The 22,183-nt window shown below is 63.2% G+C and carries 25 protein-coding genes; 8 read left to right on the forward strand and 17 right to left on the reverse strand.

The window, feature by feature from the left end; all coding sequences use genetic code 11:
* The first annotated feature begins 84 nt into the window (after positions 1–84).
* Positions 85–1,011 (forward strand): LysR family transcriptional regulator, encoded by a 927-nt coding sequence (locus AU465_RS06890; protein ID WP_192245213.1) that lies wholly within the window; start codon positions 85–87, stop codon positions 1,009–1,011.
* Positions 1,012–1,038: 27 nt separating this feature from the next.
* On the opposite strand, the gene tsf is transcribed toward AU465_RS06890, so the two are convergent.
* The 6 genes from tsf to AU465_RS06920 all read right to left on the reverse strand — a co-directional run bounded on the left by tsf (position 1,039) and on the right by AU465_RS06920 (position 6,199).
* Complete coding sequence (gene tsf / locus AU465_RS06895; protein ID WP_127423994.1) at positions 1,039–1,959, reverse strand: translation elongation factor Ts; 921 nt, start codon at positions 1,957–1,959, stop codon at positions 1,039–1,041.
* Positions 1,960–2,078: 119 nt separating this feature from the next.
* Positions 2,079–2,858 (reverse strand): 30S ribosomal protein S2, encoded by a 780-nt coding sequence (rpsB, locus tag AU465_RS06900; protein WP_192245215.1) that lies wholly within the window; start codon positions 2,856–2,858, stop codon positions 2,079–2,081.
* A gap of 175 nt (positions 2,859–3,033) precedes the next feature.
* Complete coding sequence (locus AU465_RS06905) at positions 3,034–3,645, reverse strand: LysE family translocator (protein WP_192245217.1); 612 nt, start codon at positions 3,643–3,645, stop codon at positions 3,034–3,036.
* Positions 3,642–3,920, reverse strand: a complete 279-nt coding sequence (locus AU465_RS06910; RefSeq protein ID WP_192245301.1) for a DUF4031 domain-containing protein — start codon at positions 3,918–3,920, stop codon at positions 3,642–3,644. Before AU465_RS06910 ends, AU465_RS06905 begins: the two co-directional genes overlap by 4 nt.
* Positions 3,921–3,976: 56 nt before the next feature.
* Positions 3,977–5,272 carry a hypothetical protein gene (locus AU465_RS06915; RefSeq protein WP_192245219.1) on the reverse strand — a complete coding sequence of 432 codons (1,296 nt, stop codon included), beginning with the start codon at positions 5,270–5,272 and terminating at the stop codon, positions 3,977–3,979.
* A 96-nt stretch (positions 5,273–5,368) separates the two neighbouring features.
* The gene (locus AU465_RS06920) at positions 5,369–6,199 is read right to left on the reverse strand and encodes a cell envelope integrity EipB family protein (protein WP_192245221.1); all 831 of its coding nucleotides are present in this window, start codon (positions 6,197–6,199) and stop codon (positions 5,369–5,371) included.
* Between the two features lie 138 nt (positions 6,200–6,337).
* On the opposite strand from AU465_RS06920, the gene AU465_RS06925 reads away from it, so the two are divergent.
* The 3 genes from AU465_RS06925 to AU465_RS06935 are packed head-to-tail and all read left to right on the forward strand — an operon-like array spanning position 6,338 to position 8,812.
* Positions 6,338–6,802 carry a RidA family protein gene (locus tag AU465_RS06925; RefSeq protein WP_192245223.1) on the forward strand — a complete coding sequence of 155 codons (465 nt, stop codon included), beginning with the start codon at positions 6,338–6,340 and terminating at the stop codon, positions 6,800–6,802.
* 12 nt (positions 6,803–6,814) lie between these two features.
* Positions 6,815–7,543: a glycerophosphodiester phosphodiesterase gene (locus AU465_RS06930; RefSeq protein WP_192245225.1), complete on the forward strand. Its 729-nt coding sequence runs from the start codon at positions 6,815–6,817 to the stop codon at positions 7,541–7,543.
* A 54-nt stretch (positions 7,544–7,597) separates the two neighbouring features.
* The gene (locus tag AU465_RS06935) at positions 7,598–8,812 is read left to right on the forward strand and encodes a GNAT family N-acetyltransferase (protein ID WP_192245227.1); all 1,215 of its coding nucleotides are present in this window, start codon (positions 7,598–7,600) and stop codon (positions 8,810–8,812) included.
* A gap of 24 nt (positions 8,813–8,836) precedes the next feature.
* Here AU465_RS06935 and AU465_RS06940 read toward each other — a convergent pair whose 3' ends face one another.
* A complete protein-coding gene (locus AU465_RS06940) occupies positions 8,837–9,001 on the reverse strand; it encodes a cytochrome oxidase subunit III (RefSeq protein WP_095780537.1) in 165 nt (54 codons plus the stop codon).
* 327 nt (positions 9,002–9,328) lie between these two features.
* On the opposite strand from AU465_RS06940, the gene AU465_RS06945 reads away from it, so the two are divergent.
* Together AU465_RS06945 and AU465_RS06950 are read left to right on the forward strand one after the other, a co-directional pair.
* Positions 9,329–9,751, forward strand: coding sequence for an HIT family protein (locus AU465_RS06945; protein WP_192245229.1), 423 nt, complete (start codon positions 9,329–9,331; stop codon positions 9,749–9,751).
* 197 nt (positions 9,752–9,948) lie between these two features.
* A complete protein-coding gene (locus tag AU465_RS06950; protein WP_246505902.1) occupies positions 9,949–11,043 on the forward strand; it encodes a phosphatase PAP2 family protein in 1,095 nt (364 codons plus the stop codon).
* Between the two features lie 81 nt (positions 11,044–11,124).
* Here the strand turns inward: AU465_RS06950 and AU465_RS06955 are convergent, their stop codons facing one another.
* From AU465_RS06955 to AU465_RS06970, 4 genes are all read right to left on the reverse strand, one after another.
* A complete protein-coding gene (locus AU465_RS06955) occupies positions 11,125–11,799 on the reverse strand; it encodes a chloramphenicol phosphotransferase CPT family protein (RefSeq protein WP_192245231.1) in 675 nt (224 codons plus the stop codon).
* 165 nt (positions 11,800–11,964) lie between these two features.
* Complete coding sequence (clpA, locus tag AU465_RS06960; protein WP_192245233.1) at positions 11,965–14,430, reverse strand: ATP-dependent Clp protease ATP-binding subunit ClpA; 2,466 nt, start codon at positions 14,428–14,430, stop codon at positions 11,965–11,967.
* 6 nt (positions 14,431–14,436) lie between these two features.
* Complete coding sequence (gene clpS / locus AU465_RS06965; RefSeq protein ID WP_192245305.1) at positions 14,437–14,763, reverse strand: ATP-dependent Clp protease adapter ClpS; 327 nt, start codon at positions 14,761–14,763, stop codon at positions 14,437–14,439.
* A gap of 277 nt (positions 14,764–15,040) precedes the next feature.
* Positions 15,041–15,370 carry a phasin family protein gene (locus AU465_RS06970; RefSeq protein ID WP_059185707.1) on the reverse strand — a complete coding sequence of 110 codons (330 nt, stop codon included), beginning with the start codon at positions 15,368–15,370 and terminating at the stop codon, positions 15,041–15,043.
* A gap of 287 nt (positions 15,371–15,657) precedes the next feature.
* On the opposite strand from AU465_RS06970, the gene AU465_RS06975 reads away from it, so the two are divergent.
* Positions 15,658–17,076 (forward strand): D-alanyl-D-alanine carboxypeptidase, encoded by a 1,419-nt coding sequence (locus tag AU465_RS06975; protein ID WP_192245235.1) that lies wholly within the window; start codon positions 15,658–15,660, stop codon positions 17,074–17,076.
* A gap of 41 nt (positions 17,077–17,117) precedes the next feature.
* Here AU465_RS06975 and AU465_RS06980 read toward each other — a convergent pair whose 3' ends face one another.
* From AU465_RS06980 to AU465_RS07000, 5 genes are all read right to left on the reverse strand, one after another.
* A complete protein-coding gene (locus AU465_RS06980; protein WP_192245236.1) occupies positions 17,118–17,816 on the reverse strand; it encodes a J domain-containing protein in 699 nt (232 codons plus the stop codon).
* A 120-nt stretch (positions 17,817–17,936) separates the two neighbouring features.
* Positions 17,937–18,374 carry a DUF1489 family protein gene (locus tag AU465_RS06985; RefSeq protein ID WP_192245237.1) on the reverse strand — a complete coding sequence of 146 codons (438 nt, stop codon included), beginning with the start codon at positions 18,372–18,374 and terminating at the stop codon, positions 17,937–17,939.
* A gap of 73 nt (positions 18,375–18,447) precedes the next feature.
* Entirely contained in the window at positions 18,448–18,786 is a 339-nt protein-coding gene (locus tag AU465_RS36330) for a type II toxin-antitoxin system HicB family antitoxin (protein ID WP_192245238.1), read from the reverse strand.
* Positions 18,783–18,959: a type II toxin-antitoxin system HicA family toxin gene (locus AU465_RS06995; RefSeq protein WP_312891221.1), complete on the reverse strand. Its 177-nt coding sequence runs from the start codon at positions 18,957–18,959 to the stop codon at positions 18,783–18,785. The genes AU465_RS36330 and AU465_RS06995 overlap by 4 nt, the downstream gene beginning before the upstream one ends.
* Positions 18,960–19,089: 130 nt before the next feature.
* Positions 19,090–20,493 (reverse strand): L-serine ammonia-lyase, encoded by a 1,404-nt coding sequence (locus AU465_RS07000; protein WP_192245239.1) that lies wholly within the window; start codon positions 20,491–20,493, stop codon positions 19,090–19,092.
* Positions 20,494–20,669: 176 nt separating this feature from the next.
* On the opposite strand from AU465_RS07000, the gene AU465_RS07005 reads away from it, so the two are divergent.
* Complete coding sequence (locus tag AU465_RS07005) at positions 20,670–21,413, forward strand: DUF599 domain-containing protein (protein ID WP_192245241.1); 744 nt, start codon at positions 20,670–20,672, stop codon at positions 21,411–21,413.
* Here AU465_RS07005 and AU465_RS07010 read toward each other — a convergent pair.
* Complete coding sequence (locus tag AU465_RS07010) at positions 21,362–22,159, reverse strand: YdcF family protein (protein ID WP_192245243.1); 798 nt, start codon at positions 22,157–22,159, stop codon at positions 21,362–21,364. The genes AU465_RS07005 and AU465_RS07010 overlap by 52 nt on opposite strands.
* Positions 22,160–22,183 lie beyond the last annotated feature (24 nt).

The raw sequence follows: 22,183 nt of genomic DNA on the forward strand, positions 1-22,183 counted from the left end.
CGATGTGCTGGTGACAATATGGGCCGACGCGCCGGCATCGATAAGATTGCATTGTTTGCAAAGACTGTGCGATATCATTCATGAATGGACAGAGACTTGCTCACACATCTGCCTGTTGTCGTCGCCGTGGCGCGACGCGGCGGCTTCGCGCTTGCCGCGGCCGAGCTCGGCATGAGCCCGTCGGCGGTCAGCCATGCCGTGCGGCTGGTGGAGGAGCGCATCGGGCAGCCGCTGTTCGCGCGTACCACGCGCAGCGTTTCACTGACCGAAGCCGGCAAGGCATTGGTCGAGACGGCGGCCCCTGCCCTTCAGGACATAGCCGAACGGATGGACCACATCCGCGGCACCAAGGGCCGCCCCTCCGGCCTGCTCAGGATCAACGCCTCCAACATCGCGATCCCCTTGGCTGTGACGCCGGTGGTCGCGGCCATGGCTGAGCGCTATCCGGACGTGACGGTCGAGGTTTTCGCCGACCAGGCTCTGGTCGATATCGTGGGTGAAGGTTTCGATGCCGGCATCAGGCTCGGCGAGATGATCGCGCAGGACATGGTCACCGTGCGGCTCACGCCGCCCTTCAGGGCCGTGGTCGTCGCTTCGCCTGCCTATATCGGAAAGTACGGCCGCCCGCGCGACGTGGCCGACCTCGCGAAGCACAATTGCATCGGCTACCGGCTTGTCCGCTCCGGCGGGCTCTATCACTGGGATTTGAACGAGAACGGCAAGGATGTCGTGGTCGAGACCCGCGGCACGGCTGTCGTCACCGATTCGCTCGCGGCTATCGATCTCGCGCTTGCGGGCGTCGGGCTCGCCTATGTGTTCGAGCCGCTGGTGCGCGCCGATCTCGCCGCCGGGCGCCTGGTCCAGATCCTGCCGAAGACGGCGATCGAGGAGCCCGGCCTTTTCCTCTATTTCCCGCGCCGGGCGTCGATGGCGCCGAAGCTCAGAGCCTTTATCGACACCGCTCAAGAGATCGGCCGGGCATCCATGCGGACACCCGGCCGAGTTGCCTGAGCTCTGTAGCCTTACTTTTGCTTCGGGCTATTTCTTGACCGCGGCCGCGACTTCCGCCGCGAAATCGGTCGTTTCCTTCTCGATGCCTTCGCCGAGGGCGAAACGCAGGTAAGCGCTGATCTTGGCCGGAGCCCCGATCTCCTTCTCGGCGTCCTTCAGCGCCTTCTCGACGGTGATGTCGGGGTTGAGCACGAAGGCCTGCTTCAAAAGCACCACCTCTTCGTAGAACTTGCGCAGGCGGCCCTCGACCATCTTCTCGATGATCGCCTCCGGCTTGCCGGTCTGGCGCGCCTGGTCGGCGAATATCGCCTTCTCGCGCTCGACCGCGGCCGGATCGAGTTCCTCCGTGGTCAGCGCCATCGGGTTGGTGGCGGCGACATGCATGGCGACCTGACGGCCGAAGGCGTTCGCCGCATGCTCATTGCCGGTGGTCTCGATCGCGACCAGCACGCCGAGCTTGCCGAGGCCATCGGCAACGGCATTGTGCACATAGGTCGCGACAGCGCCGTGCGGGACGGTGAGCTTGGCCGAGCGGCGGAAGCCCATATTCTCGCCGATGGTGCCGACCGCGTCCTTGATGGTTTCGGTAACCGACTTGTCGGAACCCGGATACTTGGCCGCGGCCACCGCCTCGGTCGTGCCGTAGGCGAGCGCGACCTTGGCGACGTTGGCGACGATTTCCTGGAAGGCGGCGTTGCGCGCGACGAAGTCGGTCTCGGAATTGACCTCGACGATGGCGGCTTCACGCACGCCGGAATCGACGCCGATCAGGCCCTCCGCCGCGGTGCGGCCGGCCTTCTTGTCGGCCTTGGAGATGCCCTTCTTGCGCAGCCAGTCGACCGCCTCTTCCATGTTGCCGTTGGTTTCGTTCAACGCCGCCTTGCAGTCCATCATGCCCGCGCCGGTCAAGTCGCGGAGTTCTTTGACCTGTGCAGCCGAAATGCTCATTATCGCCTCTTTGTTTCAAATGCGCCGACGCACCATCGAGTCCCGATGATGCGCCCGGCAAAAGCGCTTTAGCGCGCCAACTTATTGGAAAGATGAAGGCCGGAACCGGCCTTCGCTTTTCAAGCTTCCGGAGCCTCGGCGGCCGGGGCGTCGAGCGCCGGCTCGACTGGAGCCTCGGCCGACGCGCCGATATCCATGCCGAGCGCGCCCTGCTGACGGGCGATGCCGTCGATGGCAGCCTTGGCGATCAGGTCGCAGTAGAGCTGGATGGCGCGCGCCGCGTCGTCATTGCCGGGGATCGGGAAGTCGATCTTGTCCGGATCGCAGTTCGAATCGATGATGGCGACGACCGGGATGCCGAGGCGCTTGGCCTCGAGGATGGCGATCGCCTCCTTGTTGGTGTCGATGACGAACATCAGGTCCGGCGTCGAGCCCATGTCCTTGATGCCGCCCAGCGCCTTGTTGAGCTTCTCGCGCTCGCGGTCGAGGTTGAGGCGCTCCTTCTTGGTGAGGCCCTGGGCCTCGCCGGCCAGCAACTCGTCGAGCTTGCGCAGGCGCTGGATCGAGTTCGAGATCGTCTTCCAGTTGGTCAGCATGCCGCCCAGCCAACGCGAGTTGACATAGTACTGGGCCGAACGCTGCGCGGCATCGGCGACGATGTCCGAAGCCTGGCGCTTGGTGCCGACGAACAGCACGCGGCCGCCCTTGGCGACGGTGTCGGAAACCTGCTTCAAGGCTTGGTGCAGCAGCGGCACCGTCTGCGACAGGTCGATGATGTGGATGTTGTTGCGGGCGCCATAGATGTAAGGCGCCATCTTCGGGTTCCAGCGGTGGGTCTGGTGGCCGAAGTGAGCACCAGCTTCCAAAAGCTGACGCATGCTGAAATCAGGCAGAGCCATTCTTTAGTTCCTTTCCGGTTGGCCTCCACGGACACAGGCATTTCGGACCTATGTCCTGATGCCACCGGAGGTTTCAGCCGGATTTCTCCCGGGCAGACACCAAAGTCCGTGTGTGGAATGAGCGCGCATATAGAGGGGAAGTGCGACAAACGCAAGCGCTGCCGCGTCTCCCAGTTCAGCGTGCGGCGATCAGCGCACCGGTGCCGATCATAGCGCCGCCGGCGAACTTGTTCATCAGTCGCATGCGCCTCGGTGTTCTGAACCAGACCGAGGCCCGCCCGGCAAGCGACGCATAGACGCCCATTGTGGCGATATTGACGCTGATGACGATAGCGACGACGAGCAGCCCGCCGGCGAAGGTCATGGTATCGAGGTCAAGGATCAGCGGCATGATCGATGCGTGGAACAGGATTGCCTTGGGGTTGCCAAGTGCGATGGAGGCGCCGAGGAAAAACGACCGGGACAGCCTCGCCTGAGGCGCCTGCGACTCAACTGCCTGGGTAGCAGCCGACCGCCACATCCTGATACCGAGAAACACGAGATAGGCCGCACCTGCATATTTCAAGGCGAGAAACACCCATTCGAAGGTCTGTGCCAGCGCCACAAGACCGAGCAATGCCAAGATCACCAGCACGGCGTCACCGGCGGCGATGCCGACACCGGCCATGAATGCCCTGACAAAGCCGCGCGAGACACCGTTGGTGATGACGGTGAACATCGATGGGCCGGGCGTGGCGGCGGCAAGTGTGATCGCCGCGCAGTAGGCCAGAAATGCCGTAAACGTCATGGTCGTATCTTCCCGTTCGGCACCCGCACACGGCGGAAGATCGCAACGATTTCCTCGCGGCTGCACTCGATCGCGCCCAGCCGCACCGCGCGGTCGCGCTCGAAGCCGGTTATGTCATAGTGCGGCGCCGATGTCTTGGGCGGCCCCTGATAGGACGAGCGCTTGAGGCCGAGTTCCGCCGCGAAGCGATGCAGTTCGTCGGTGTCGTCGGCCATCAGGTGGCACCAGCGGTGGCCGGCCCATTTCCAGATTGCCGCGTCGACATAGATCGCCATGAGGCTTGCCGCGTCCTCTTTCACGCCAATAGCCCGCAATCAGCCGAGCCCCGGCGTCAGCGATGATAGAAGGGATTCGGATAAGAAATGAAGCCGCCGGCGACGGCGAGCTCGGTGACGATCCGCGTCACGGCCTCCTGCATGCGCGAGCGCAGTTCGGCGAGCGCCTCGTCGACCGAACCGTCGTAGTCGTGCAATCCCAAAGGCTCGGGCACGCGAATGTGGACGCAGCGCGGTCCCGCGGGCTGCGGCACGAAGCGGTTGATCGTGTCGCGCAACGTGTCTTTGCAATAATCGTTGCGGATGCGCTTCAGATGCTCGGCGATCTCTTCTTGCGTGATCGTTTGATTGGCGAAGGCCCATGGGCCGACGCGCTGGATGCGCTGGATCGTTTCCGCCAATTTTCGCACGCGCTTCTGCTCTTCGGCGTCTGCCTTGCCCTCGCGCAGCCAGCGGCGCGAGCGCCGTAGCAGCTCGGCCAAGTCGAGGCCGGCGTCGGCAGCCGTGCCTTCGGCGAGCTGCAGGCCAAGCGTGGCCAGCACGCTTTGCTGGCGGGTGGCATAAGAAGCGCCCTCCTCCGCCGTCAGTCCGCAGGCTCGCTCGTCCCGGGTCAGCAGCGTTGAATAGATGCGATAGACGCGTTCCGGCAACGAGCCGCCTCCGGCCCCTTCGATTTTCAGGCTCTTCTCGACATAGGCGCATTCCCTGGCGAGCGCCCGCTCGACATTGCCGGTGAAGGCGAGCTTCCAGACCACCGGAGCGACCCAGGCCCTGAAATCCTTGTTCGTTTCGCGACCGCGCTGCAGCGCCTCAAGCCCCATTTCCACCGCGCCGGGAAGCAGTGGCCCGACACAGCCGCCATGCCAGCCGACGCCGCCTTCCGGATGAAGCAGCACGCCATGGCCCTTGAGCGCCCAGTCGACCGAATGCGCCTTGGCGGCTTCGTTGTTGCCGGGGATCTGCGCGATCAGATTGTTGGCCAGCCAGAATTTCTGCATCAGCCGGCCGAGCCCGTTCACCACGCCATGCGTTGCCCAGGACGCGGCAAGCGGGCTGACGCGCGAGACGATCTCCTTGTCGATCATCCAGTCGGTGAAGAATTCGGGATGGTTGGGCGTGATGAATGTTGCCTGCCCCGCGCCGCAGCAGGCCTTCAGACTTTGCTCGTCGGCGGCGGGGAAATCGATGTGGCGGACATTGGCGACACCGCGCAAGCCGGCCAGCCGGTTGAACGGTAACAAGTCGCGAAAGCCCGGAACCCCACGCAGCATGACGATGCGATTGACGATCGTCATTATTTTGATCAGCGCCGGATTGGGTCGCGGCGCCACGAACACGTCGATCCTGCCCAAGCCTCTCCCCCGAAATGCCTTCAGGAAAGCTGGGACAGGATTGCGGCGCCTTCAAGTCAGGCCGCCTCGGCAGGCCGCTTCGTGGTTAACCCGCTGCTATTTCGAGGCCGGGCAAGGCTTGGTCTGATCGAACAGCGACAGGTTCACCAATTTGCCGGTCATCGAGAAGTCGCCATAGTCCATGACAAGATCGCGCGTGATGCCGTTCTCATGCAGCTTGAAGCTGATCCGGTATTCCGGCACCTCTTCGCCGCTTTTGTCGGTGTCGTCGAAATAGGCGATGTTGACCGGCCAGTATTTGTCGGTGGCGAGCTTGGCGAGCGCCGGCGCTTCCGGGTCCGACTTGTCGGCGTCGGTTTTCTTGCCGACGACGATGGTGGTCGTCATCACCTTGTTGCCATCCTCGGAGCCGTCGAACAGATTGGTCTGATAGAAGTTCTCTCCGCTCTCGGCCTTGCCGATCAGCTCGACGAGATGCTGGGTGGGGAACTGCGTGGCGGCCAGCTCGAGCGTGTTCTTCTCGGGCTTGTCGATGTCGACCTTGAGACCTTTCGGCTCCCTGGTCGCCATGCCCTTGACCTCCTTGTCCAAATTCTGGTCGACGAAGGACTTCGTCACGAAGGAGAACGTCTTGCCTTCGGCGTCCTCGAACGTCGTCGTCTGCTGGTCGGTCAGCCTGGTGTTGTCGCTGGTGACGATCTGGGTGACGAAGCGGAACTTCACCGTGTAGCCTTCGCAGGGAGAGCCGTTGAATTCATACACCATGCGCCCGGAGATGCCGGTAATGCCCGAGCGGTCGGACGCCTTATTGAGAGTAAGGTCGTAGACGGCGCGGTGCGCCTGCAGCGCGGGCACGGCAAAGGCCGGAGCCATCGGGATGGCCGCCGACAGGAGGGCGGCGGAAAGGAAAAGGCGCGTCACGCGCATGAAGTGCTCCGATCGTCGCGACCGATGGCAGGCCGCAGGGAAAGATGGTCCAGCTTAAAAAAAGTCGTGGCGGAAGCGAGGCAAAAATAGCAATTTCGGCCCGGCCAACGCGGCGCCTTCCAGCAATAGGGAAAACCAATGAGCGAAACAATCGAAAAGCGGCTAAGCGATCTCGGCGTAACCATCCCGGCCGCCGCCGCGCCCGCCGCAAATTACGTGCCCTACTGCCGGACAGGCAACACGCTCTTCACCGCCGGCCAACTGCCGCTGAAGGACGGCAAGCTGCAGGCAAGCGGATTGCTCGGCCGCGACATCGATACTGCCGCCGGCAGGGAGGGCGCGAAATTCTGCGCCATCAACGTCCTGGCGCAGGCCAAAGCAGCCCTCGGCGATCTCGAAAAAATCCGCCGGCTGGTCAAGATCACGGTCTTCGTCGCCTCGGCGCCGGACTTCGTCGAACAGCATCTGGTCGCCAACGGCGCCTCCGACTTCCTGGTCGCGGCCCTCGGCGAACGCGGCAAGCATGCCCGCTCCGCCGTCGGCACCGCCTCGCTGCCGCTCAATGCCGCGGTCGAGATCGAAGCGATCTTCGAAGTCGAGTAAGAAGAGCCTGACATGACCGACCTTTCCTGGCTGATTGCCCGCCCGGTGGCGCATCGCGGCTTTCACGACATGAACAAGACGCGCTGGGAAAACACGCTGTCGGCCTTCGCCGCAGCCGTCGAGCGCGGCTATGCGATCGAATGCGACGTGCATATCTCCTCCGACGGCGTGCCGGTCATCATCCACGACGGCGACCTCAAGCGCCTGACCGGCGAGGACGGCTTCGTCTGGCAACGCACCGCGGCCGAACTCACGACGCTCAAGGTGGGGGGCACGAAAGACCATGTGCCGGCATTGCAGGAGGCGCTCGACCTGATCGGCGGCCAGGTGCCGCTGGTGGTTGAGCTGAAAGGCGTATCGGGCCACGACGCCGGGCTGGTGGCGAGCGTAGGCAGGCTGCTCAAGCGCTACAAGGGCAAGGTGGCGATTATGTCGTTCGACCACTGGCTGATCCGCGATTTTGCAAAAGATGCGCCGGGCATTCCGGGCGGGTTGACTGCCTATGGCAAGGACAACCAGCTGATCGAGGCGCATTTCGCCATGCTGGCGCACAACCTCGCCTTCACCTCTTACGCCGCCGGCGACCTGCCGAACCCATTCGTCAGCTTCGTGCGCGAAAAGCTCGGGATGCCGGTCATCACCTGGACGGTGCACGACCAGCCGGCGGTCGATCTCACCTTCAAATATGCCGACCAGATGACCTTCGAAGGTTTTGAGCCCGATCTGGTCAAGGTCGCCTGAGGCGGTGCCTGAAACGTGACTTGTAGCTGCCCTGAGGACGCTTAAATAAGCCGCATGGATCAGGGTGACGACGACGATGGACGGACAGCGAATGCGGACTATGCGATCCGCGTCGCGGCGGGCATCGGCGCGTTCACCTGCGAGGAATGGAACGGCTTTGCGGGAACCACGCGCGGCGACAAGGAAAACAGCTACAACCCGCTCGTTTCATTCGCCTTCCTGAGCGCGCTTGAAGATTCCGGCTGTGCCGTGCGGCGCACCGGCTGGCAGGGTCATCACCTCAGGCTCGAGACGGCGCAAGGCAAGCTGCTGGGCGCCGTGCCCTGCTATCTCAAATCGCACAGCCAGGGCGAATATGTCTTCGACCATGGCTGGTCCGACGCCTTCGAGCGCGCCGGCGGGCGCTATTACCCCAAGCTGCAATGTTCGGTGCCCTTCACGCCTGTCACCGGCCCTCGCCTGCTGGTCGGCAAAGGCGAGGACGAAGGCGCGGTAAAGGCTGGCCTCGCCGCCGGCCTAAAATTGGTGACCGATAAGCTCGGCGTGTCCTCCGCGCATGTCACCTTCGCGACAGAGTCCGACACAGCAACGCTGGAAGCGGCCGGTTTCCTGCACCGGACCGACCAGCAGTTCCATTTCTTCAACGAAGGCTTTTCCAGCTATGACGACTTCCTCGCCACGCTTGCCTCGCGCAAGCGCAAGGCGATGAAAAAGGAGCGCCGCGAAGCGCTTGCCGATGGCATCTCGATCGACTGGCTGACCGGCAAGGACATCACCGAGCGCGCCTGGGACGATTTCTTTGCCTTCTACATGGATACCGGCGGCAGGAAATGGGGCCGGCCCTATCTCAACCGCGAGTTCTTCTCGCTGATCGGCGAGCGCATGGCCGAGGACATTCTCCTGGTGATGGCCAAGCGCAACGGCCGCTATATCGCGGGCGCCATCAACTTCATCGGCTCCGACGCGCTCTACGGCCGCAACTGGGGCTGCGTCGAGGATCACCCCTTCCTGCATTTTGAGGTCTGCTACCACCAGGCGATCGACTTCGCGATCGAGCGCAAGCTGAAGGTGGTGGAGGCGGGCGCGCAAGGCGAGCATAAGCTGGCGCGCGGCTACCAGCCGGTGACCATGCATTCGGCGCACTACATTGCCCACCCCGGCCTGCGCAACGCGGTCGCCGATTACCTTCGCCGCGAGCGGCGCGAGGTCGAGCGGATGGGCGAATATCTCGAAGAGCACACGCCGTTCCGCAAGAACCTCAACGAATAGGTCCGCGCGGCGTTACCCGAGGAATCATTGCGGCTTTCTGGCCGCAATGGGAACGAGGAACGAAAAACACGCGACCAGGAAAAAGATGCCACCGCCAAGCGCCAGCAGATCGCCCGCACGCCATGCGGCGGCAATGAAGAACAGCGCCGACACAATGAACAAAAGCCAACCGGCGACAATCCACTTCATGGCCTCTCCATTCTGTTAGGCAACAGCCAGCGAGCCTCCACTCTTGCGACACAAACAACATTTTCGCGGGAAGAAGTCCTAGGCTGCACGTTTACCGCGCAAACGGCATCCGCTAAGTCCCGCCAGAGAACACATCCGGGGTTTGGCATCAATGAATGCCGGGCAATGGCTCGGTGTGGCGGGTCTTTTGATTATCCTGCCGCTGGTCGCCTGGTTCGAGCGCAAGCCGGCGACGTGGCATCTCGGCTGGCAGACCGGCCTAATCGGCTTGCCGCTCGGAAGCGGCTTCGCTACACCGGACGAGGACTGCAATCCGGAGTGCCCACCATGGCCGAAGCCTATGATCCCGGCAACATCTTTGCAAAAATCCTGCGCGGAGAGATTCCGTCGCATCGCGTCTATGAGGACGACGCAGTCGTTGCCTTCATGGATGTGATGCCGCAAGGGGTCGGCCACACGCTGGTGCTGCCGAAGGCCCCGTCGCGCAATATCCTCGACGCCGATCCGGCGACGTTCGGTCCGCTGTTTGCCGTGGTGCAGAAAGTGGCGGTGGCCGTGAAGAAGGCCTTCAACGCCGACGGCGTGACGCTCCTGCAGTTCAACGAGCCGGCCTCCGGGCAGACCGTCTACCACCTCCATGTCCACGTCATCCCGCGCTTCGAGGGCGTGCCGTTGAAGCCGCATTCCGGGCAGATGGAAAAGCCGGAGGTGCTGGCCGAGAACGCCGGCAAGATCCGCGCGGCACTGTGAAGCTCGCGGGTCCGCCTACATTGCCGATAGCCTCGGACTGACGAGCCCGATTTCGGTTTGCCGCGAGATTTTTCGAGTCTAGCCGGCCGCGTGCAGCGCCGGATGAGACCGTTTGCACTCGAATAGTTTGGTTAGGAAATATCGAACCATCTCGCTGTAGAACGCTGAGGCAGTGGCGAGCTTTTGGGTTTCGAACCATGGAAAATTCGGTTGCGGCGTCGACGCCCCTAGCGAGGACGGCTGTCGGACGTGCTTTTCTGATTGCCCTGGCGGACGCCTTTCGACGGCACCGGTTGCTGCACGCCATGGCCGTCGGTGCCCTGCTGCTGGCAACAGTGATCGGCATGCATACCGGAAACATGCCAGATTTCGGCGTACTGAAGGAATACATTCAGTACCTTTCCATCGCTTTCTGGATCTGCGGCTGCGTCTTTGCACTTGGGATCTTTCTCCACCTTGCGCTGGTCAAGCGGGATACCGCACCGCTCGGCACCTTCCTGAAATCGCTGGGCAGCTTTTTCGGCGACGCCGAACGCACTGCCAATAGCCTGAATGGCCTGACCGCGAGCATCGCCTTCGTATCCGCCGTCGGTGTGCTGAAAGGAGCCATCGCAATCCTTTCCCCATTTGCATGGGACAAGGCGCTGGCCCACACCGATCGGATCCTGCATTTCGGTAGAGCACCAGACGAATGGCTATGGTTTGTCGTCCAGTCGCCATTTGCGTTGAGGATGCTCAATATCGCGTACAATTTCTGGTTCATCGTGCTCATCGCCACGGTTTTCACTGCCTGCATCACACGCAACGATACGAAGCTGCGTCATCAGTTCCTGATGAGCTTCATGCTGATATGGACGCTCGGCGGCTTCTTCCTGGCGATGGGGCTGTCGTCGGCAGGGCCGTGCTTTTACGAGCGGCTGGGACTCGGCGATGACTTTCGCCCCCTCATGCAAGCACTTGCTGCCGCCGATCGCATCTATCCGATCTGGGCGCTCAGCACGCAGGACATGCTATGGAGCGGCTATACCGGCGCGACCGACGGCAGTATCGGAATATCCGCTTTCCCATCCATGCACGTGGCGATGGCGGTGCTTTTCTCTCTTTACGCAGCACGGCGCTCCCGGCTGGCCGGTATCCTGATGTGGGCATTCGCCAGTATGATAATGGTCGGCTCGGTCGTGCTTGGCTGGCACTATGCCATCGACGGCTACGCGGGTGCGCTCTTATCGATCATGATCTGGAAGGCATGCGGATACTCCCTGGCACGCTTCGCACCGGACGGCGTTGCTTGACTTCCGCAACCGGCAAAGCATGAAACGAAAAGTTCCGTCCTTTCATTTCATGCCTTGGGAGCTTTTTGATCCTCAGGCCTTTCAGCCCTTGCGCGGCAGTCGCGGCACCGGGCTGCGCTGGTCGCCGTCCTTGCCCTTTGCTCGCATTTGCGCCAGCCTCCGGAAGGCCAGCGGCTCCGGTCCGGCGAGAAGCCGCTGCCGAATTACCTCGGCGCACGCCTGCGGGCCCAGCCGCGACGTATCGACTTCCAGGTCGTAGATACCGGGCTTGTGCACCTCTTCCTGCCACAGGCGCACGGGCCGCGGTATCGGATCCTCGTCCGATCCGGTCACATAAGTTCCGTCCGCCGCGCTTGCGGCGCGCCGCTGCAGGATCACTTCGATCGGGCAGCGGACGCCGACGAACAGCACCGGCAGGCCGGCCAGGCGCCGGGCGCAATCGGGAAGAATGTCGAGCGGCCTCGAATGGGCTTCGTGGTGGCCGACATCGGTGACGACATTCAGCCCCAGCCGGCTGTGTGCGGCGATGGAGTCATAAAGCGCGGCGTAAAGGCGCGGCACGAAAGCCTCGAGGTCGGGTCGTTCGCCGCCGGGGCGCAGGCCAATGCCCCGACGCAGTCGCGGCGGTGTGACTTGCGCATAGACGTCGACGCCGAGATTGATCCACACGCCATCGAACGTCTCTTGAACCGCGGCGGCAATGCTCGACTTTCCGGAGCGCGGCGCGCCGTTCAGAATGATGATTTGCCCATGCATCACGTGGGTTCCTCCAACGAAGAAAAGCCCCGTTGCCGGGGCTTTTCTTGACTTCAATGCATGTCGCTCAAAGCGCGCAGCTGATTTGGGAGAACGACATGCATCAAAACCAACACGTGAAGCGCGTCGCCTGAATCTGTTTCAGCGCGACGCGTTTCAGGCCGATCAGCCCTTGCGGGGCAGTTGCGGCACCAGGCTGCGCTTGCCGCCGTCCTTGCCCTTCGGCTCCGGCTTCTGGGCCACCGCCTTCTTGGCGGCGGGCTTCTTCGCCGTTGCCTTCCTCGGCTTCGGCGCGTCCTCCGGCTCTTCCTTCTTCGGCTTCACCGGGGCTTCGTCGGCGAGCGATTCGAGCTTCAGGCCGGTCTCGCCGGTCTCCTTCTTCTCGACGGTGACACGCACCGTGCCGCCCTTCTTCAGCTTGCCGAACAGCACCTCGTCCGCCAGCGGCTTCTTGATGTGCTCCTGGATGACGCGACCGAGCGGACGCGCGCCCATGCGCTCGTCATAGCCCTTGTCGGCCAGCCAGGCGATCGCGTCCGGCGACAGGTCGAAGGTGACGCCCCGCTCGGAGAGCTGAGCTTCAAGCTGCATGACGAACTTCTGCACCACCTGGTGGATCACCGGCACCGGCAGCGAGCCGAACGGGATGATCGCATCTAGGCGGTTGCGGAACTCCGGCGTGAACAGCCGGTTGATCGCCTCGATGTCGTCGCCCTCGCGCTTGGTCGAGCCGAAGCCGATCGCCGCGCGCTGAGCGTCCGACGCGCCCGCATTGGTCGTCATGATCAGAATGACGTTGCGGAAGTCGATCTGCTTGCCGTTGTGGTCGGTCAGCTTGCCGTGGTCCATCACCTGCAACAGGATGTTGAACAGGTCCGGATGCGCCTTCTCCACCTCGTCGAGCAGCAGCACGCAATGCGGATGCTGGTCGACGCCGTCGGTAAGCAAGCCACCCTGGTCGAAGCCGACATAGCCGGGAGGCGCGCCGATCAGCCGCGAGACGGTGTGGCGTTCCATGTATTCCGACATGTCGAAGCGGATGAGCTCGACACCGAGCGAGGCCGCGAGTTGCTTGGCCACTTCCGTCTTGCCGACGCCGGTCGGCCCTGAGAACAGGTAGGAACCGATCGGCTTCTCCGGCTCACGCAGGCCGGCGCGCGCCAGCTTGATTGCCGACGTCAGCGCGGTGATCGCGGTATCCTGACCGTAGACGACGCGCTTCAGCTCGATATCGAGACCCTGCAGCACCTTCTCGTCGTCGGCCGAAACCGTCTTCGGCGGGATGCGCGCCATAGTGGCGATCGTCGCCTCGATTTCCTTGATGCCGATCGTCTTCTTGCGCTTGGCCTCCGGCACCAGCATCTGCGAGGCGCCGGTCTCGTCGATCACGTCGATCGCCTTGTCCGGCAGCTTGCGGTCGTTGATGTAGCGGGCCGAAAGCTCGACCGAGGCCTTGATCGCCTCGCTCGTGTAGCGGACCTTGTGGAACTCCTCGAAATAGGGCTTCAGGCCCTTCATGATCTCGATGGCGTCCTCGATGGTCGGCTCGTTGACGTCGATCTTCTGGAAGCGCCGCACCAGCGCGCGGTCCTTCTCGAAGAACTGGCGAAACTCCTTGTAGGTAGTCGAGCCGATGCAGCGGATCGCGCCTGACGAGAGCGCCGGCTTCAAGAGGTTCGACGCATCCATGGCGCCGCCGGACGTGGCTCCCGCCCCGATCACGGTGTGGATCTCGTCGATGAACAGCACCGCGCCGGGATAGTCCTCGAGTTCCTTGACGACCTGCTTCAGCCGCTCCTCGAAGTCGCCGCGATAGCGGGTGCCGGCCAAGAGCGTGCCCATGTCGAGCGCGAAGATGGTGGCGTCCTGCAGCACCTCGGGCACGTCGCCTTCGACGATGCGCTTGGCCAGGCCCTCGGCGATCGCCGTCTTGCCGACGCCGGGGTCGCCGACATAGAGCGGGTTGTTCTTGGAGCGGCGGCACAGCACCTGGATGGTGCGGTTGATCTCGCTCTCGCGGCCGATCAGCGGATCAATCTTGCCGGCCTTGGCCTTGTTGTTGAGGTTGATGCAGTAGGCCGTCAGCGCGTCCTGCGGCTTCTTCTTGCCGCCGTCCTCCTGCGGCTCGGCGCCGTTCTGGCCGCCCTGCTCGTCCTCGGCGCCGCGCGGCGTGCGCGACTCCGAAGCGCCGGGGCGCTTGGCGATGCCGTGCGAGATGTAGTTGACCGCATCGTAGCGGGTCATCTGCTGTTCCTGCAGGAAATAGGCGGCGTGGCTCTCGCGCTCGGCAAAGATTGCGACGAGCACATTGGCGCCGGACACTTCCTCGCGGCCGGACGACTGCACATGGATGACGGCGCGCTGGATGACGCGCTGGAACCCGGCGGTCGGCTTGGAATCCTCGTCGTAACCGGTGACGAGGTTGTCGAGCTCGGTGTCGATATAGGTGAGAACGGTGTGCTTGAGCTCGTCGAGATCGACGTTGCAGGCGCGCATCACGGCGGCCGCCTCGGTGTCGTCGATGAGCGCGAGCAGCAGGTGTTCGAGCGTCGCATATTCATGATGCCGCTCGTTGGCGAATGTCAGCGCCTGATGTAGCGCCTTTTCCAGGCCTTGGGAGAAAGCCGGCATGTTACCTCACTTCTTCTCCATCACGCATTGCAGCGGATGCTGATTCTGTCGGGCGAAATCCATGACCTGAGACACTTTGGTCTCGGCCACCTCGAATGTGTAGACCCCGCACTCGCCCACTCCATGATTATGAACATGCAGCATGATGCGTGTGGCGGCCTCGCGGTCCTTCTGGAAAAAACGCTCCAGGACGTGGACCACGAACTCCATGGGAGTGTAGTCGTCGTTGAGAATGAGGACCCTGTAGAGGCTGGGCTTCTTGGTCTTGGTTTTGGTGCGCGTGATGACCGCCGTGCCGCGGCCGGGATCGTTTCGGTCGTCGTCACTTTGCATTCGCACCACGCCTGCCGTGGCAGTCAAACCGATCGTCACGTAGTCCTGCCTTTTCGAATCCTCATGCGAGTTCAACATGTAGGTCTTCGATGGCCGATTTTAAGCCCTTCTGTTTAGCTGACAATATGGCTAGGTGGGCAAACTTCAGCGAATTTCTCAATCGTGAATGCGGCAAGGGCGCGGGCGCTGCGATCGCGCATGAAAAAACCCGGCCGCGTTTCCGCGACCGGGTCCTTCCTGCAGGCACGCAGGCCGTGTCAGATGGGATCGGACGAAATTACTTCGCCTTGGCGACGACCGATTCGAACGGCTTGTAGGCTTCCTTGGCGAGCTCGGCATAGAGATTGCCGATCTTGCTGGCCTCCGCCACGAAGCTCTCGTAGCTCTGCTTGGCGTAGTCGGTCTGGATCTCGATGGCCTTCTCGATCGACTTGGCCGAGAACAGCTTCTCGACGGCAGCGCTGCCGGCCTCGAAGCTCTTCTTGGTATATTCGCCGGCTTCGGTGGCGATCGCCTGCGCGCCCTTGGTGAGCGAGGCGAAGCTCTTCAGCCCGGTGTCGGCAAATTCCTTGCCGTATTTCGTGAAGTCCTCATAGGTCTGGGTCATTTCATTCTTCCCTTGGTTGAAACGCCCATTAGCCCCGGGCGCCCTTGTGCAATGCACCTCAATATATTGTGCATTGCACAAAAGTCAAGAATCCCTAGGGCCGCAAGGGAGCTGGGCAGCAGCAACGGCTAAAATTCGAATAAACAGAGGCTCAAATCGCCAGAAATTGGTGAACGCGGCAGTTACCATAAACGGATTGGTAACGCTGACCGCGATAGCTTGGCCGGAAGCGAGGCAGGCACTCCCTCTGCCGCCTCCGGGGCAACGAAAATTCAGGGTAAGTAGCGGTGCGTCAGGCGTTGTCGGGCTTCGTCTCCAAATCTTCATTTTCCTTCAAGGCGATCATGGTCGCCGCGCTCGCGGTGACGATTGTCGCCGCCGATGTCGCATCGGCTCTTGCCGCCAAGTCAGCGGCCATTGTCGTCGATGCCAAGACCGGCAAGGTGCTCTATTCGGCCGACGCCAACGGCCGGCGCTATCCGGCCTCGCTTACCAAGATGATGACGCTCTACCTCACCTTCGAGGCGCTGGCGAAGGGCAGAATCAGCAAGAACACGCCAGTGCCGTATTCGGCGCATGCGGCGTCCGAGCCGCCGACCAAGCTCGGTGTGCGCGCCGGCGGCTCGGTGCCGGTCGAGACCGCGATCCTGTCGATGGTGACGAAGTCGGCGAACGACTCGGCGACCGCGCTGGGCGAGATGTTGGGCGGCAGCGAAGACAATTTTGCCCGTATGATGACGGCCAAGGCCCGCCAGCTCGGCATGAACGGCACCGTCTTCCGCAACGCCAATGGCCTGCCCGATCCTGGCCAATTCACGACGGCGCACGACATGGCCATGCTGGGCATCGCGCTCCGCGAGCACTTCCCGCAATATTACGGCTATTTCTCGCAGCGCTCGTTCCTATACGGCCGCCAGCGCATCAACGGTCACAACCGCCTGCTCGGCCGCATCAAGGGCGTCGACGGGATCAAGACCGGCTACACGCGCGCTTCCGGCTACAACCTGGTTTCCTCCGTCGCCGATGGTGATCGCCGCCTCGTTGCCGTGGTGATGGGCGGTACTTCCGGCCGCAGCCGCGACAACCAGATGGCCACCCTGATCAACACCTACCTGCCGCGCGCCTCGACCCGCGGCGGCGGCGATCTGATCGCCAAGGCGGGCGGCGACAATCCGATCAAGGCTTTGGCAAAGGTCTTCCTGCCGAAGCACGACGCGCCGACTCCGGATGAAAAGCCGGCCGTCGACGACACCGAAGTCGCGTCAGCTGATGACAGCGTTCCGGTGGCCGACGAGACCAAGCCGGTCATCCAGGTCAGGAAGGTGAAGACGGTGGCCGTGGCCGCCATGGCTCCCGCACCCGCGACACAGGAAACAGCTTCGCAAACTGTTGCCGCATACGCCGAGCCGGCGCCGGCGGCCCCGCCGGCCGTCGATCCGGTCAAGACGTCGTCGCTGCCGTCGGGATGGGTGGTGCAGGTTGCGTCCTCGCCGACGCAATCCGGTGCCCAGGCCCTTCTCGACAAGACGAGCAAGCAGGCGCCGAAGGTGTTGGCGGATGCGTCGGGCTTCACGGTCGCGTTCGACAAGGACGGCGTCACCTACTACCGTGCCCGCTTCGGCGGCTTTGGCTCCAAGGACGCAGCCTGGAAGGCCTGCGATGCCCTGAAGCGAAAGAAAATCTCGTGCTACGCCGTCCAGCAATAGGCGGCCTTTGAAACTCCGGGAAAGTTCCGCGTCGAAGGAGACTAGTCGTGATTGGAGAGCAAGACGTCCTTGGCTTCATTGATCCGCGCCGCCAGGACAGACGTGCCGCCGACATCGGCATTCAGGCGCTGCATCAGGCGGCGGTGCGCCTTGCGGATATCCGCCGCGGCAGCCCCCGCTTCAAGACCAAGGATCTTGTAGGCCTCCTCCTTAGTCATGGCGCCCGCACCTGGCGCAACACCCAGCCCTTCGCCACTGTCCGGCTGCGCGTCCTTGCGCCAGACGGGAAAACGGCCGTCAAGATACGTCTCTAGCAGCTGGCGGCTCTCCGGGTCCGGCCGCAGCTCGACGTGGAGTTGCTGCAGGTCCGCGAGCCCCATGGCGCCCAGCATTTTACCCTCATAGTGGCCAGCGAGAACAAGGCCCTCGAGCTTGCCGCTGTCGTGGTCGAGGTCCATTTCGAGAGCCGCGGTGCGCACGGTCGAGCGTTTGGCCGCGACAGCCTTCGCCGGCGGCCGTCTCGCCCGCATCCAGGCATACCAGCCTGCCGCCGCAATCATCAGCAGGCCGCCAATACTGCTGCGGCCGACCACGAGCATCGTCGCGCCGAACAGGCCCAGCAGCGCGGGCCCAAGCGTTCTAAGATTGTCCGCCATCCTGGTGGCGTCGGCGCGTACAAAGACTGTCGCGACGCCGAAAAGCACCAGAAGCAAGGCCGCCAATGCGATGATCACGCCCATCGGTTTGCATCATCCAGATGATTGCGCCTGCAAATCAGGATGGGGTGTGGGTCGAATGCTTGCAAGTCCCACATCGGACGAGCCGAAGGGCCAGCAACCGGAAGATGAGGCCGTGCGGCCTTACAGCAGGCCGAGTTCGGCAAGCTCCATGCGCAGTTTCGGCGGCATCTCGGCCAATGCGGCCCTGCCGTTGCCGAGATCGGCGGGGGCGTCGGACGGCTTGAGATAACGCCAGCCCTGGAAGGCACGGCGCGGCTGCCAGTCGGTGCGCACCACTTCGGGATCGAGCACCAGATGGCAGCGGCCGATGCCTTCGCCGTCGACGAAGGGCCGGATCTGGGTGATGAGTTGCCGGCACTGCACGTTGCCCTTGATCACCCAGTAGAGCGAGCCGCCGTCGGTGATCTCGTCGCCGCGCGTCGGCACCATACGCGTGGTGTGCCAGTGCTCGGCCGGGTCGCCGGCGCGGCGCCGCTCGTCGAGCCGGAAGGCAATCCACTCTTCCAGATCCTCGACGCTGTCGCAGCCGACGCAGAGCTTGATGAGATTGAGAGACATGACCGCAATCTAGCGACTGCCCCCAAGGCGTTCAACGCCGGGCGACGTTATACACAGGCCGATGCCTGCCCGATTATTCGGCCAGGGCAGCCGTCGAGATTGCTTCGGCAACCCACTCATTGAGGCTCTTGTTCTCGGCCGCGGCAGCGATGACAGCAGCTTCGTGAGTGGCCGGATCAAGCCGAACGTTGAAGCGGCCAGAAAATTCTCGAAAAGGCTTGATGCCCTTCTCGCGGCACAGGTCAAGAAAAACTTTCAACGACGTTGCACCCTCGGCGTAGAGTTGGTCGACATTCGCGGCGTAAAAATCCGCGCCGCCGGCCAGTCCCAGGAATTCGCCCCTCAGCATTCCAAGCTCCGGGTCGAAAGACACCGATGCCTTGTGGCCGTCGATCTCAATGATATTCTTCATGGTCTCACTCCATGGCTCTCCAGCCATTTCCTGATGCTGGCAACCGCGCCCTTGTCAGTGTCCGGTGTCGGATGCGGCCGATGGAAAACCCGGACCTCGCCGAACAGAAACACACCGACACGCGACCCTTCGCGTTCACTGACTTCGGCACCTAAGGCTCGATATCCGACCATCGAATTGTGCCGCTTACCGGCCGCGCGAAAATCTGCGCGAGCGTTGCCTGATGCTCCGCTTCATGCAGTTCAGTACCATAAAATGGTATCATAAGGCAAGAAATGCAATGGCGAAGACGGCTTGCCGTCTTCAGCACTCGACTACATTGACGGCCAGCCCGCCGAGGCTTGTTTCCTTGTACTTCTCGTTCATGTCGAGGCCGGTCTGGCGCATGGTTTCGATCGCAGCATCCAGTGGCACGAAATGGGTGCCGTCGCCCTTGATGGCTAGCGAGGCGGCGGTGACCGCCTTGACCGCGCCGAGCGCATTGCGCTCGATGCAGGGCACTTGCACAAGACCGCCGACCGGATCGCAGGTCATGCCGAGATGATGCTCGAGCGCGATCTCGGCGGCGTTCTCGACCTGCTCCGGCGTGCCGCCCATGACCGCGCAAAGGCCGGCGGCCGCCATCGCCGAAGCGGAACCCACCTCGCCCTGGCAGCCGACTTCGGCGCCGGAAATCGAGGCGTTGGACTTGATGATGCCGCCGACGGCGGCAGCCGTCAGCAGGAAGTCGCGGATGCTCGGCTGGTCGGCTTCTGGGTGGAAATGCAGCCAGTAGCGGAGCACCGCCGGCAGCGTGCCGGCCGCGCCATTGGTCGGCGCAGTCACCACGCGCCCACCGGCCGCGTTCTCCTCGTTGACCGCCATGGCGTAGATCGACAGCCAATCATTGGCGAGCAACGGATTGGGCCGGTTCTGCTGCCACTGCTCCTTCAGCTTGTCGTGCAGCTGGCGCGCGCGGCGGCGCACCTTCAATCCGCCCGGCATGACGCCGTCCTGCGACAGGCCGCGGTCGATGCAGCCCTTCATGGCGCTCCAGATCGCGTCGAGGCCGGCATCGAGCTCCTCGCGCGACATGTGCCTTTCCTCGTTGACGCGCTTCATCTCGGCGATGGAAAGCCCGCTCTTGGCCGCCATTGCCAGCATCTCGACGGCGTTCTCGAACGGATACGGCACTTTCTTGCCTTCAGTCGTCACCGAGCCCTTGGCCTTCATGCGCTGCAATTCTTCCTCGGAGACGACGAAGCCGCCGCCGATCGAATAATAGATGCGCTTGAGCAGCAGCCGGTCGGATGCGTCATAGGCGTAGAACGCCATGCCGTTGGCGTGGCCGGTCAGCGGCGTCTTGCGGTCGAGCACAAGGTCCTTGGCGGGGTCGAAGCGATAGGACGGATGCCCGGGCGGCGAAATCCGCTTTTCGCTGTTTATGCGGGCGACGATGCCATCCGCCTCGTCAGGATCGACCGTCTGCGGCGTCTGGCCGGCAAGGCCGAGGATGACGGCGCGGTCCGAGCCATGGCCAATGCCGGTATAGGCAAGCGAGCCGTGCAGGCTGGCGCCGATGCGATCGACCTTGACGCCGGCGGGACGCGGCCAGTCGCCGGCGATAATTTCGTCGAGGAAGCGGCGCGCCGCCGTCATCGGTCCCATCGTGTGCGAGCTCGATGGACCAATGCCGATCTTGAACAGGTCGAATACCGAAAGGAACACGCGCCGTTGTCTCCTGAGGGCCGCTCAAACCTTACATATAGGAATTCCCGTGATGTTTCCGCTGTTTTGCGTGTGGCGGCGCGGCGTCAGCCGACCTTGTTTGCTCCGGCAGCGACATCATCAGGTGCTTGCCTCGGCTGTCGAAGCACCCGCCGGGCCTGTGGTAAAAGGCATGCATGGGCGATTCCCTCCATCTTTCAGCGGCAGACCTGGCGGCGCTGGCCTTCTTCCTGGTTGTCTGGGTGCTGCATACTCTTGCCTCGGACGGCAAGCTCGTCAGCCGCGTGTCGTTGACGACAGCGATGAACGCCCAGCGCGAGGCCTGGATGCGCAACATGGCCGAGCGCGAGGTGCGCATCGTCGACACCGCCATCATGAACGGCCTGCAGCAAGGCACCGCCTTCTTCGCTTCGAGCTCGCTGATCGCGCTGGGCGGCTGCTTCGCCCTGCTCGGCGCATCCGACCGGGTTCTAACCGTGCTGGCCGACCTGCCGTTAGCCGCCGCATCCTCCCGCGAGGCCTTTCAGGCCAAGATGTTCGGCCTGGTGCTGATCCTCGCCTTCGCCTTCTTCAAGTTCGGCTGGGCCTACCGGCTGTTCAATTATTGCTCGATCCTGATCGGCGCCGTGCCGGTCCCGCATGGCGAGGCCTCGCGCAATCCGGTCAGCGAGACGGCAGTGTGGCGGGCCACACGCATGAACGTGCTTGCCGGCAAGCATTTCAATTCCGGCCTGCGCGCCGTCTTTTTCTCGATCGGCTATCTCGGCTGGTTCGTCGGCCCGACAGTGTTCGTGCTGTCAACGCTGGTGCTGCTGGCGGTGCTGGTGCGGCGCCAGTTCTTCTCGGCCGCGCGCCAGGCAGTGCTCGGTCAACCGCCCGGTGCAGGAAAGGGCCGATCGATGCGGCCCGACAGCCAGTAAGCGAAGAGCCCGATCCATTCGCGGATTGCCGTCGTGGTCGCCTGCAGCGCGTCAGACGGGTTGTCGCGGTAGAGGCCGATGCCTTCGCGCCCCGATGTTCGGTAGTCGACCGGCCAGGCAACGGTTGGAAAAGCCGCCTTGTCGAACAGCGCCTTGGCGCGGGGCATGTGGAAGGCGGACGTCACCAGCAGCCATGTCTCGCCGGGCTTCGGCTCGACCAGCCTGCGGGTGAAGACGGCATTCTCGTAGGTGTTGCGCGACTTGTTCTCTAGAATCAGCCGATCGGACGCAACACCCAGGGCGCCGAGCAGGCGCGGCGCGGTGTCGGCATCGCCCTCGCCGTTGAGGAAAAGCTCGCCAATGCCGCCCGAGACGACCACTTTCGCTTGCGGAAAGCGCCGGGCGAGTATCGCCGTCTCGACCATGCGGTCGCCGCCGCTGTTCAGCTCATAGCCGCCGCGCGCCAGGTTGATGGCGCCCTCGAAGCCGCCGCCGAGCACGACGATGCCGTCGACCTTTTCCGGCAGCGGCGGCTTCGGAAAGCGTTCCTCCAGCGGGGTAAGCATCGTCGCGCCAATAGAGGTCCAGGCTGAAAGAGCAAGGATCAGAAAGGCGAGCACGCTACCGGTGGCGGCCAGCCGCCGGCGACCGAACAGCGCCGCCAGCAAGCCGGCAAGCAGCAGGAAAATCGCCAGGTTGAGCGGCTGGACGAAGAACCAGAGGATCTTGGAAAGATAATAAAACATCCCTCACCCCTTTCAGATGAGGGA

The organism is Mesorhizobium silamurunense, assembly GCF_014843905.1.
Lineage (GTDB): Bacteria > Pseudomonadota > Alphaproteobacteria > Rhizobiales > Rhizobiaceae > Mesorhizobium > Mesorhizobium silamurunense.